Raw genomic sequence first — 12,230 nt, forward strand, 5'->3', positions numbered from 1 at the left:
CAGACCCCGGATGATCTCCAAAGCACCTGTGCGGATCGACGGGTCCGATAACGTCTTTGCAAGATCAGCAACCTTGGACCGATAGAGTTCGGACAGATCCGGGTGCAGTCGCACTGGTGAAGGCGCAGGCTCAGACAGCTTCGCATCAAGACCGGCGATCTGCGCTTCAAGCTCCTTCGAGCCGCGCGGGAGTACGAAAGCCTTCAGCTATTGCGTCATAAAACCCATTCAGTTTGCGCGCGGCCTTGTCCCGCTCGGATTGTAAACGGGTCCGGGCTACCTCCGCTGTGCCTGCTTCCGCGTTGGCGGCTTCGCTGAAGGACTTGATAAAAGCGGCCACTGCGTAGGGCTGCATCAGACGCTGACGAAGCAAATCCAGAACGGCGTCTTCCAGGACATTGCGGCGAATGGATTGCTTAGGGGAACAAGTGCCGAGTTTGCGGGCGGCAGAGCAGGCGAGGTAACGTCCGTAGTTCACTCTAGGCCCGTCGCGTTTGACGAAGGCGAGCTTCGATTTGACGAGCTTTGGGCGGGTCATCCGGGTCTGAATTCCTTTGAACATTTCAGGTCTTGGTTGGACAGTAGCGCGCCCTTTCCAGTCATGCGGTTTGTGCAGCATGCATGATTGATCCGTCAAAGTACTCAGTTGCAGTATACACTTACCCAACCCAGTCCGCGCGGGTTCCACGAGTATCAATGTGGACAAAAGTCCGGTATGTTCCCACGCCCCCTTCGAACACACCTTCCTTTCGAAGTTGTTTTGCAATGGCGCTCCAGTCCTTCGGAGAGCCGACGTTGTTGCCGAGTACCTGAAAATCAGCAGCGTCGAACTGCATATGTCGGCTATTTTCTGCACCACCTACATGGGCGTTATAGGCCGGGTTTCGATAGACGCTGATAAGCTTGACCGGCGCGCCGACCTCCTTGCGTATTTTGTCGAGAGCGTTCAACAGCGGCACCACATTTCGGTAAAGTGTTTCCGGAGGGTCTGAATTTATTCCCGTGCCAGTATTACTTGCCCCTTTTTCCAGAAGCTCGCGCCAGTTGAAATGCTCTATGTGGGAGAGGTGCTCCATCCAAAATTTCTCAAATGGGTGCATTATGGCGGTCGATTTCTTGTCGGCGAAAACCCCCCCTATTTTTTGCATCGGACTTTGGTCGGGCGCATCTACCGCTTCTCTTGTGAAGCCTTCGGTCACACGTCCGCGTACGTCCTCTTCCTTCGATAGAACGCCTTGTGTTCCGTAGAGCCGCTGGAGTTGTGTTTTCCTCTTGGAGCCGTACGAGGACCCGAAATGGAACCCGATGACGGTAACGAAGGCCGTCGCAAGCGCACCAAAGGCGACGTAAAAAACGTCACGCACCTGCTGTTGTTGTTCTTCTAGTGACGACAGCGCGTCATCGAATAGTGCGCGCTGTTCGACCGTGAGCAATTCACGTTGGTCTTCCGACAAAGTCAATCCGCCACCTGTCGCCAAAGTGGCATCGAACGTTTGTTGCAGGTCCGAGAGCGCTTGGTTGTAGGCATCACGCTTCTCCTCGGTCAGAACCTGCAGCTGTTCATCGGTGAGGATGGTGACCTCTTGGATGGCTGTGCCTTCGAATACTTGTTCTAATCGCTCGTACGCCCCGTCATATTCTTTGAGTTGATCTTGAGTGAGTTCTTGTCGCTCGTCTTCCGTTAGGAAAATACCGCGCTGTGCAGCCGTACCGCCAATGCTAAAACCCATCTCTTTAGTTGCGATCAGATGGACAAAGAAAAAGAATGCCAGCACAATCGCCACCGACATAACCGGGTTAATCCAGCGTATCCACCACCGCTCGGATTGAGCGTTCGCAAGCGCTTGCGATCTTGCAGACTCAGTGTCTTTCAACTCTTCAGCGATTTTTTCAAGCTCTCTTTGGTGATCTGCAGTCTCCCGTGCCAAGTCCGCGGTTCGCTTTTCCAGAGCTTCGTTTTGGTCCTCGATGAACTCCCGATTTTTCAAGTCCTGGTAGCTAAGAGTTACGATTTCCAGCCGCCGCTTCAACTCGGCGACGAGCGCGTCGTTTTTGAGCATCTCCGCTTCAAACTCTTTGGCGTCCTTTACCTCCCCCACGACGCTGGAGACAACCTCAGCAACATCGTTGGCGAGTTTTTCGGTCTTGTCTTCCTTCGCGAGTGAAACAATGGGCGGCAGGACAAGGTCTGCTATATCCAGCAGTGTGCGAATTCTGGGGTTCATGGTTCTCTTCCCATATCACTCACCCGCTGACATTCCGGAAAGCGCGCTTGGCTTCACGCGCCCAGTCCAGCCGGCTATCGAAATGCTTCACGCCGGGCCTTTCAAATCTGTCCATAAACGATCTGGTTGCATCAGCGAGCGACCGAGTAGCGATCAAGTGGTCAAGCGCTCGACTTTCGCTGGTTTCCAGTTCGTGTTTGAGGAAGCCGTAGTTCGCGTTGTCATCAGAAAGGTTGGTAAAGCCGTTGTCTTTGCACCACTTTTCGAAGTCGCGACGGCGCGGGCCAGTCCACTGACACCAACCCCAACCACCCCGGGACCCCGGGACGATGGGCTTAATTTCCTGCATGGCTTGGAAACCTGCGCATTCATGCCCAATATTTCCGAGGATGCCGCAAGCTTGATCCAACGTCATACCGAAATCGCTCATAAGATCATTTGCAATGCCCGGCGCCTTTCTCCGGAAGAGACCAAAAGTTCCACCTGGATCTGGTAGATCTTCGAGTGCGATTTTCTCGGTCTGTGCTACCCGGGCCACCGCGACTGGAGATAATGCAGCGTCCTTTTCTAGTGGGGGGGGAATGTTGTCCGCTGGATCGAGAGACGGCACCAATTCATCTTTGAACTTCGAGCCCGCAGAGGAGCCGAAATGAAAAGCGATGATTGTCGCAAATGCTGTTGCCAGCGTGCCTATGGCTGTGAAAAAGATCTCCGCGTTTTGGATTTCCGTTTTTGTTGTGACAATAAAATACAGAGTCCTCACGAAGCCGATAAGTATTAAAATCGAAAGGATAGGCGTCATAGAAGACACAAGCCAGTCGACTCCACCGGAGGCTTTCTTAGCAAAGTCACGCGCAGCCATTCGTGACTCTAATTCTGCCTTTAGATAGTCTTTCCTCTGTTGGTTTTGTAGCTCACGCTCTTGCTCCTCTAGCTCGAGGAATTTTTGCGCTATTTTTGCAATTTCCCGCTGCTGGTTTTCTTGCTCATCTCTGGCCAGTCTCTCCAGCTCATTAAGCTCTTTTTGTAGCTTTTCTCGAAGTTCTTTGCTGTCATTGAGCCTTGTTTCGGCCTCTGCGGGGTCTTCAGTGCGCGAAATCTTACGAACTATATCCGCAACCGCAGTTTGTACGTCGCCCTGCTCCCGGTCGGCAGCTAGTACGTCAAATATTTTTGGAACGAACCTTACGGCAAGCCCCAAGAAGCCGGATAACAATATGCTCATGAAGTCGACAAATCCCAACCTCAAATTGATCAATAATATTTCCAGTGGAACGAACCTTACGGCAAGCCCCAGAAAGCTAGTTAGAAATAGGGTCTCAAAGTCGATAAAATCCGACCTCAGCTCCATTAAAAAAATAATGCCTATTTTCGGCCTTTCTTTCAAGGGTAGATATTTTTTAGATCCTAAATGCCAACTTGCATCATCCTATTGGTGGGTTCTCCGGCACTTGTTTCCAGTATGCGTTCATCCGTTTTGCGTTTCGTCACCGCCCGTCGTGCGGAATAAGTAACATTACCGTTGTCTAGCCCAATGCCGTCACTAGCTACGAATTGGCTCAACATTAAGATGAAAAGGATAATTGCGAGACAAGGCCTAATTCGCGATGAATCGATATTTGGGAGCAGTAGCCTCTTCCCGATAGAAGCTCAAAGAGAAGAAAATAAATTCTCTCATTCGAAAAAAGCCCAATATCTAAACCGAAGTCTGGTAACTAGAATATTAAATGAATAAAATTTTGACACCTCTCTAGAATGGAAGATCTCCACATTTCGTAGATTTTTTGAATTTACATGCACCTCAGATGACAAAGTTTTTGATTTTTTTGCTATGCTTGATCCACTTGAGCTTCTTTGTATAGCCAAGCGCAAAAAGGGAAATGCGCAAGCGAAAATCGTAATTGTGCGGCTAGAGGTGCCAGGCTAAAACATTAGCAGTTGGTGCAATGTCGGCAGCGCTTACTGGAAATGAGATTTTGTCCGTTTTCCGCAGTACTCAGTTATGGGAAAATGAAAACATTGATCGTAGCTGACAATTTACAAGGCTATTCTTTCCGATTTATGAATGAGATTGTTCGGTAAAGGCCAAATCCTGCTCCCGCAACCAGCATCAGAAAATCTCAGCGCAGCCCGTTCAGACTAGAATTGATCCCCCGGATCAATTGCTTAACGTCTCACCTGGTCAGGCTCATAACCTGAGCCGATCCTCTCAAGGGAGGGCCGAGGGAGAAATCCTTGAGAGACTTGGTCTTAGGGATTGGACGCCTCCGCAGCCGCTGAGCTTCACAGCGAGTGCAAGCGCAGCATTCAAAGCGGGGCGTATCGACGTTCAGTATTTCGGGCCGCTGTTTGCAGAGGTCCAAGACCGTATTCAAGCGCCCGGTGCGGCAATCGAACTTGGAACGATCCTATCCACGAATTCTCGTGGTAGACAGCCCAAATACGCCGATAACGGATTGCCCGTAGTCAATTCAAAGCACGTGCGCACGAACCGGGTCATCATGCCAGGATTCCGGCTGCTCATTTCTTTGGACGCCGCTGCACCTGCTGGACGGTTTGGAACTTGCTGGGCAATCGAACCTTGGGTGTCTCCTTGGGAACTCAAACGCGATCGAACTTAGTTTCGATTGACGGGCGGATCAACCAAAACACGCGTCATATTCCCCAGTTCTGATCATGTGCGCGCTGCGCTTCGGTTAACCCGTGGGTGAAGTACGTGTCGTAGTACTCGTTCTCGAGACGATGGGTCTGAAGCCAGATACCGGGAGCATGAATGGCCTCGCAATGAGCAGGAAACCGGCCATGGGTTTTGTGAATGTAGCTGCAGATGTCACGGGCACAGTCGATGACGTCTTGCTCGTACTCACCCGCTTCCTGCAGGTACTTGTCGCCGAATTCGCCCTTGTAAATCCGCTCGAACAACGCTTGGTTCTTGTAGATACCATCGGGACCGAATTTCCCCGCTATCACTGCGTCAACCGCATCGGACATCGTGGGGTAGTAAGGAGGGCACTTGCCCTTGATAAGGTGCTCGCCGTGATGCCGTAGGCCGACCGCATGCGCCCGAACGTGTTTCATTGCGGCTATCGGTAACGTGTGCCAACGCAACAGGTCCATAACACGCCATTTCGGCGTTACGTAATCAAAGCCCAGCATCTTACCGTATTTATCACTGAACTTGGGGTCGCCCATCAACACCGGCGGAGAGATCGCCGCGTGGATCCAACCGCCCAGCCCCAATGCCTCGGTTACCAGAAACAAGTTCTGGATCAACAGGTCGGCCTCGATCTGCGTGCGCATTTGACCCAACATGCCCAGCGGTATCTTGATCTCAGGGTTCAGGAACCCTTTTTCGATCCATTTCTTAACACCGGCAGGTTGATAGAAATTTCGGTCATCGACAATCACGGGCCGCGCGTTTTCAGGCTGCGTCAGCAAATACATCAGCGCGTTGATGTATTGATGCGACAAGTCCACCACAGGGAAAAAGATCGTCGATCCCGGTGTGTTCGACAGGAACCGGTTCGAATCCAAGTAAGCCGGGAAATCGCGCATGTCGCCAGGTACGTCGATGCGGCGATCAAGGATCTGCACCTTGGCCTGTTCGGCCCGGTCGATCAGTATCTCGGGTGTCCAGTTCTCGGTTCCACCCTCCAGCGGATCGAGGCGGCGCAGAAAAAACGTACCGCTGTCATTGATCATAAAGAAATGGGTGCCCTGGGCGTTGTCTGGACTACCGGCAGTCCGGCCTTCCATGACCAAATTGGGTTTCGACATGATCGGATCGCCGCTTTCATCGTCAAAAAACGGCCGGTCCGGCATCGTCATGCCCGAAGCGCCGGTAGCGGCGATCAGGATCGCCTCCTGCAACGGGGACAGCGGCGCGCGGTTGTTTTTCGACTCCCAACTGAGTGAACCGGCGGTCACGTTGGACCCCCGGCTTACCCTCTTGGTGCGGCGGTTCCACAAGGTGCGGGCCATTGGGGCATTCAGAAACGCCTCCAGCCCCTTGGAAATTGCATCCTTCGGCATGGCTCAGCCCTCCTGCACGACGGTCCACGGCGCAAAGGCCGTTGCGTTCTTGGGCAACACCGGCGCGAATTCCGGGAAATGCCGCAACAGAACTGATTTCATTCCGTTCTGCGCAATCCAGTCCATGCCCAGCGGCGTGTAAATCTCAGGTCGGAAATCGGTGGTCAGGAAGCGGTCGGACTGCAACCGGCGCGAGGCCATCAGGATAAACACGCGGAACGCAGTGTCTGAGAACCCAAACCCGTCGGGTGGCGTTTCCCCCAGCAGTCCAATCACAGTATCCACATTGTCGATATCGCCATAAAGCTCCTTGAGAATACGGTTGGTTTCAGGGTCGGCAGTCAGATCATCCCATTCGGTTACCGGTGGCATGTGCAGCCCCTTGCGGAACTCGTTGTATCGCGGCACGCGCCGGGCGCGAGTGCGTACGATGTCCACCACCGAAAGGTCGATCATCTCGCCCTCGCGTTCGAGATTTCGCAGTGATTTTGGGAAATTGTGCAGCGTAATCGCACCGGGATAGGCAATGCCCTGCGAATAGAGGCAATCGCGGAGGCCCAGCTTGCGCAACTGTTCGTCGGTCTGCTCGCCCTGAATCTCAAGGAAATTGCGCCGCGCTTTTTCTTTGCCGGTTGCGAAATCGTAGAAGATGTAGTCATCCGGAATCAGCGGGTGCATCCTGTAGACGGTGGCGAATTCTTCGGTCAGTGCATAACGCGCTGTGTGGTGATCCGGTTCGGTTTCCGGAATACCTTTCAGCGCATGGGTGTCGGTCAGCCAGATACCCAACCGGGTCAGCCATGACTTCGGAGGACCGTACCAGTTGGTCTTCATGCCGATATCCAGGGCCTCGGTGCCCAGAATGGCCGGGGTCCATTCCACTGTGTGTATCTTGGCGATCAGCGCCGAAACAATCAGCCGCGCGGTCTGATAAATCCGTTCATCATCCATCTGCGGATAGGCGTTTTTGAGTTCGTCGCACAGAACGTTGTGTTCGCGAGCAAACAAAGTGTGCAGGGTTGATATGCCCAACCACCAGCTTTCGTTGAACCCGGTCAATTCGAACCCGTGTACGTTTTCGGGCAGGTATTTCCCGTTTTTGAACTCCTCCAGCTTCAGCTTTGGTCCTTCGCGCAACGCCTTCGCTGCGTCGGTGTTAACACCGTAGACCTGCGACCCATCCCACCAATGCGAGTTTGCGTTGGCGAACAGATACGGATCATCCGCGCCTTCCTTTGGAATATTGCCGCCAATGCGCATCTCGCGCTCGGGCTCGCCATCTGGGGTGTTCTTCCAGTCGGGATAGCCGTCAGGGATCGGCACCACATCGTCATCTTCACCCAATTTGCGCCGTTCATGGGCGACCCAGTCATGCACTTGGAATTGAATCCACGACGCCGCTAGAATGTTCAGGATCTTTGCCGGGATGAATGCCTTGCGATCCATCAGCTTTCGCGCCACCTCAACTGGGTTGGGGCTGCCGTCGGGCTGCACCTGCGGTGGCATGTTGCGCCCGAACGTAGCCCCTGCCGCGCCCATCCGCGGATCAGACAAATCGTTGTAGCTGCCATCATGCGTACGATAGACGTGGTGTTCAGGTTTGGGTTCAGACGGCACTGCGCGGGCCGATGGCACCTGTTCTTCGGGGTTGGTGTCGATCAGGCTTTTCTGCCGGAGGTCATGACGCAGCGCGTCCAGATTGAGCATTTGCAGCAGAACGCTTGGAATTCTGTGCCATGGCACCCTGCGGTTCACCGCCCGCAGGATCGCCCGCGCGCCGGTGCCGAAGATACGGTTCTGCAAGGGCGGTGGTGGTGCCTTGAACCGTTTGCCCTGCCGATGCGCCGCAGACGCATCATAGACAGCCTTTCGCGCTCGGTTCAGGTTGCCGAGCGGGCGGAACTCATCAGTGGTGTTCCACGGGTTGAAACCCAATCGTTCGATTTCCAGCGCCTCGGCCAATGCCTCTGGCGTTGACAGGTCACGCTGTGGCAGCACAAGTTCCGCCACTTTGATTGGAGGACTGACCAGCTCGCTCCATTCATGAGCGGCATCCTCGATCGGTGTCTGCTCCTCCGAGTAGAACCGCTGTACAAGCAGATCAAAGGTGATATCGCCACCAGCCTGCCGCGCAGCGTAATCCGACGACAGCCGCCCCGCACCGGTAAATGCACCCTGAGCATTCTGCATTCCAGGGACGGGCCTGAACGTGTAGCGCACCGCTTCGGACCCCCAGGCAATAGCGCCCCGGCTCCAATAGCTTTCCAGCGCGACGCTGTCGCATTCCCGCAATGCTGTGCGTACATTGCCCAGCATCCGGCGCGTTTCCGACAGGCCAAGAACGAAACACAAGCGCACCAGCCCGATCAGTTTCGAGAGCCGCCCGCCAGCCAGCGCATGAGCAAAAACGACAAACTGGCGTGCATTGCGTGCATGGGGAACGGCGAAATTGGTGGCCAGCAGATCGTGGTCCACACCCTCGGCTTCCGTCACCCGTACCGCCAGACCACGCAGGTCCTTGTCCTCATCGGACTGGGTTTGCGACGACGCGTTGGAGAAACGCACCATCGCCGGATATCGCGCGCCGGGTTTGGCGAACCCAATCTGCAGATCCTCTGGCAGGTCCTCGGCAAACCGCAGTTCGGCCCCTTTGAAGGCTGCGATGGGTTTCTTGTGAAAGGCCCGGTCCACGCCCCGCGCCTTGGCCGCCGCCTTTGACTTGAGCTGCGCTGCCATCATCATCTGGGCAAGCTCTTTGGTTTCTTTCAGCTCAGCCTCAGGCGATCCGCCCACATAAACCTCGCGCCATTTTGGTAGCGTTTTCTGGCTGCCGTCCACGGAAACCTCCTGCTTAAAGTCCAAACCTTTCGCGTATTCCAGACCAGATCGCCGCCAACACGCCTTCGGGATGGGGTGAGTAATTCGGTAATGCCAGGCGCGTAATCCGCGCGTCGATCAAAGCCGGTTTTCCGCTGGCCAAAGCGGCGCGGAACGCCTCTTCAAATTCGTCCAAGCGGTCGACCACATAACCTTCGGCCCCGCACGCGTGGGCATAGGCCGCATAGTCCGGGTTGTCGAATTCGACCAATCCGGTCTTGAAGAAAGCCGACAACTGATAAAGCTTGATCAACTTGAACTCCCGATCATTGAAGATCACCCAAACCACCGGAATGTCGTATTGTACGGCAGTCATCAGTTCGAAGCCGGTCATCAGATAAGAACCGTCCCCCACGGCGGCGACAACAGGTCGGTTCATCTCGGCATATTTGGCACCGATGGCCCCGCATACACCGATCCCCATCGGCCCGTAGGTTCCGGGTTTGCGGAAGTTTTGTCCTTGTTTCAGTTCCAGATAATACCCGGCCCAGGCCGCGTGCGCCCCGGCATCAGCCAGCACGATCCCGCCCGGCGGCAGCATCTGAGAGATTTTTTGCACCATCTCTCCGGGGTGCAGCTGTTTTTGAGGCGAGATAACAAAGCGCTCGTCGTAGTCTTTCGGGCGGAAGTCGCGACTTGGGACCGGACCGATGATCTTGTCCATGCGGTCATACAAACCCTGCAACACCTTCTTTGCATCGCCCAGTACCACGTGATCGGGTTTGTAGAACTTGTCGAACTCTCCGGCATCGATATTCACATGGATCAAAGTCTTGCCGTCAAAAAGCCCGTCATGGAAATCAAAGGTCGCGTGCTGGGCAAAGGAGTTGCCCACCGCCAGCACCACATCAGCTTCGGAAAACAGTTCCCACGCCGCTTTGTGACCTGAGTCGCAGTAAAGGCCGATGGCAAGCGGGTTTTCCTCGTCCACGATCCCCTTGCCGTCCATAGTTGTCAGCAGTGGTATCTGGAACCGTTCGATGAATTTCTCGGTGATTTCGTTCGCTCTGGCCCGGATTGCTCCGAACCCGGCCAGCAGGACAACGGTCTTTTCGGTCTTGATTGCATGTTCAAGAACCTCAGCCGCTTTGTCCAAAGTGCCCGGATCGGGTGTCACGCCCATCTGCGGAAGGCGGAGAGGCCGGAAATTCGTCACCTCGATCTTCGGATCGGTGATATCTTCCGCGATCGCTACGTGCACCGGGCCCGGTCGTCCCTCGAAGGCAATGTTGATTGCTTTCTGCAACGTGTCCATGAGGTCGTCTGGATCGGTTACCAGAAAGTCCGCGGGTTCTCCGGTTGCCGGGTCTTTCTTTGTGACAGCGCGAAACATCATCCGCGAATCCGGTGTTCGCGCCAGCCCCGACGTTTCATTCAGTCCACCGCGCCCTTCCCATGCCACGGTCGAATAGCCGCTGATCGCCAGCAGTGGGTAGCTGTCGGTAAGCGCCACGCACATACCCGAGATCAGGTTGAACGCCCCCGGTCCGGCTGTTGCAAAGCAAACACCTAACTTGTCTGTGAACATTGCATGGCCACAGGCCATGAACGACGCGCCTTGCTCGTTCTTTGCAATGATGGGGCGGATTTTGTCAGAGGCGTCCAGCGCCAGCATCATACCAGCTGCGTTCTCGCCCGCACCTCCATACGCTGCATCTACGCCTATTGTTTCCAGAGCAGCCACAACTGCTTCGTAAACTCGCATGTAATATTCCAAAATAACTGAACAATAATTCACTATTGTAGCAAATTTTAGCTCTCAGAGAAACAGTGCTTCGATAGGCTTGTTTCGGGATCAGAAAAAGACCCGCAGGAATACTTCGTTCCGCGTGTCCCGGGAAAGGTGAACAACAGAATTTCATCGAACTGGCCGTCGAAAGGCGGCTTTCATCGCACTGGGCTAGCCAGCCTATCTGTCAACGTTTCCGATTGGCCGTGTCGAGCTTCTAGGTTTCTGAAAGAACCTTACGGGCAACCCGAAAGCACTCCAGCGCCTGGGGTACGCCGCAATAGATGCCGATCACATGAATGATGGCGCGGATTTCCTCTTTCGTGACGCCGTTGTTGAGTGCGCCTTTGCAGTGGATCTCCCACTCATGCATCTTGCCCAAAGCCCCGATCATCGCCAGATTCATCATCGACCGGGTTTTCGCGTCGATCACGTCATCGCCCCAGCCAAAGCCCCAGCACCAGGCGGTCATGGCCTCCTGAAATGGGCGGGTGAAATCATCTGCGGCCGCGAGGTTCTTTTCCACATATTCGGCGCCCAGCGTGCCTTTGCGTTGTTCCAAACCTTTGAGGAAAAGGTCTTCGTCGAAAATATCTGCCATGTGGGGTCTCCGGTGCTTCAGTGCGTCAGGCGCTGTTTGTAGAGGTGATCATAGTGCGGTTTCATCCGGCGATGCACCTGTTTCACCCGATCCGGCGCATCGTTGAGTTCGATGTATTTGCGGGGCTGTGGCGCAAGACCGGTCGAGTTTGCAAGGTTGGCGTGAAAGGACCCTCCGTCCCACCAGCTGTGGGCCGAAGGGTCGCCGCCCGCCTCCCATGTTAAGGCCTCTTCGATGAAGGGGATGCCGACGGCGTCGCAGAACTTTTGCGTCATGGCGTGCGGGTCTTCCAGCAGGTCGTCGCTGTCGATCACCGGCGGCGGGGTGCCGTTCAGCGCGGTCAGCAGGTCGAACAGGGCGCGTTGTTCGGGAAAGCCAACCTCACCCTCGGCAAAGCCCGGCCAGCGTTTGTACATCGAGGTGATGGTTTTTGCCGGGTCGCGGATCAGGAAGGCATGGTTGAAATGCGAAAGGAAATCCGCATCCCACATGTGGTTGATGTAATGCGGGAAGTCCTTGAGGAAAACCGGCCCCTTTTGGGCGCGCGCCTGGATGTCTTGCCACACGCTGTCCAGCGTCAGGCCGGGGGTTGTCACGTCGCCCGGTTTGAACCGGTGCCACAGGGGGTCTTCGCCCTGATACCAAGCCTCGCCAAAAGGTTCGTGCAGGCAATCCAGGTCACCACGTTGCCGCATCATCCATTCAAAGGCCGTCGAGGTGGACCGGGGTACTGCCCAGAGCGCAAGGATTTTGTGCATGTGTCTGG

Annotated in this window: 8 protein-coding genes; all 8 read right to left on the reverse strand. The window is 54.9% G+C overall.

Annotated features, from left to right (window positions below):
- Positions 1-166: 166 nt before the first annotated feature.
- Complete coding sequence (locus GOW98_RS14035; RefSeq protein ID WP_170333080.1) at positions 167-619, reverse strand: zinc ribbon domain-containing protein; 453 nt, start codon at positions 617-619, stop codon at positions 167-169.
- A gap of 40 nt (positions 620-659) precedes the next feature.
- On the reverse strand, positions 660-2,225 hold the full coding sequence (locus tag GOW98_RS14040; protein WP_170333082.1) for a D-Ala-D-Ala carboxypeptidase family metallohydrolase: 1,566 nt from the start codon (positions 2,223-2,225) through the stop codon (positions 660-662).
- A 19-nt stretch (positions 2,226-2,244) separates the two neighbouring features.
- A complete protein-coding gene (locus GOW98_RS14045; protein WP_170333084.1) occupies positions 2,245-3,576 on the reverse strand; it encodes a phage tail tip lysozyme in 1,332 nt (443 codons plus the stop codon).
- Positions 3,577-4,880: 1,304 nt separating this feature from the next.
- The gene (locus GOW98_RS14050; protein ID WP_170333086.1) at positions 4,881-6,257 is read right to left on the reverse strand and encodes a hypothetical protein; all 1,377 of its coding nucleotides are present in this window, start codon (positions 6,255-6,257) and stop codon (positions 4,881-4,883) included.
- A 3-nt stretch (positions 6,258-6,260) separates the two neighbouring features.
- A complete protein-coding gene (locus GOW98_RS14055) occupies positions 6,261-9,095 on the reverse strand; it encodes a peroxidase family protein (protein WP_217359580.1) in 2,835 nt (944 codons plus the stop codon).
- 13 nt (positions 9,096-9,108) lie between these two features.
- Positions 9,109-10,839: a thiamine pyrophosphate-binding protein gene (locus GOW98_RS14060; RefSeq protein WP_170333088.1), complete on the reverse strand. Its 1,731-nt coding sequence runs from the start codon at positions 10,837-10,839 to the stop codon at positions 9,109-9,111.
- Between the two features lie 241 nt (positions 10,840-11,080).
- Positions 11,081-11,464 carry a carboxymuconolactone decarboxylase family protein gene (locus GOW98_RS14065; RefSeq protein ID WP_170333090.1) on the reverse strand — a complete coding sequence of 128 codons (384 nt, stop codon included), beginning with the start codon at positions 11,462-11,464 and terminating at the stop codon, positions 11,081-11,083.
- A gap of 17 nt (positions 11,465-11,481) precedes the next feature.
- Positions 11,482-12,222, reverse strand: a complete 741-nt coding sequence (locus tag GOW98_RS14070) for a sulfotransferase family protein (RefSeq protein ID WP_170333092.1) — start codon at positions 12,220-12,222, stop codon at positions 11,482-11,484.
- Positions 12,223-12,230 lie beyond the last annotated feature (8 nt).

Source organism: Ruegeria arenilitoris (genome assembly GCF_013032445.1).
GTDB lineage: Bacteria > Pseudomonadota > Alphaproteobacteria > Rhodobacterales > Rhodobacteraceae > Ruegeria > Ruegeria arenilitoris_F.

Excerpts from the sequence above, each read along its gene's own strand:
- GOW98_RS14070 (WP_170333092.1), bottom strand. The coding sequence starts at position 12,222 with ATGCACAAAATCCTTGCGCTCTGGGCAGTACCCCGGTCCACCTCGACG.
- GOW98_RS14060 (WP_170333088.1), bottom strand. The coding sequence starts at position 10,839 with ATGCGAGTTTACGAAGCAGTTGTGGCTGCTCTGGAAACAATAGGCGTA.
- GOW98_RS14065 (WP_170333090.1), bottom strand. The coding sequence starts at position 11,464 with ATGGCAGATATTTTCGACGAAGACCTTTTCCTCAAAGGTTTGGAACAA.
- GOW98_RS14035 (WP_170333080.1), bottom strand. The coding sequence starts at position 619 with ATGCTGCACAAACCGCATGACTGGAAAGGGCGCGCTACTGTCCAACCA.
- GOW98_RS14045 (WP_170333084.1), bottom strand. The coding sequence starts at position 3,576 with ATGGAGCTGAGGTCGGATTTTATCGACTTTGAGACCCTATTTCTAACT.
- GOW98_RS14050 (WP_170333086.1), bottom strand. The coding sequence starts at position 6,257 with ATGCCGAAGGATGCAATTTCCAAGGGGCTGGAGGCGTTTCTGAATGCC.
- GOW98_RS14040 (WP_170333082.1), bottom strand. The coding sequence starts at position 2,225 with ATGAACCCCAGAATTCGCACACTGCTGGATATAGCAGACCTTGTCCTG.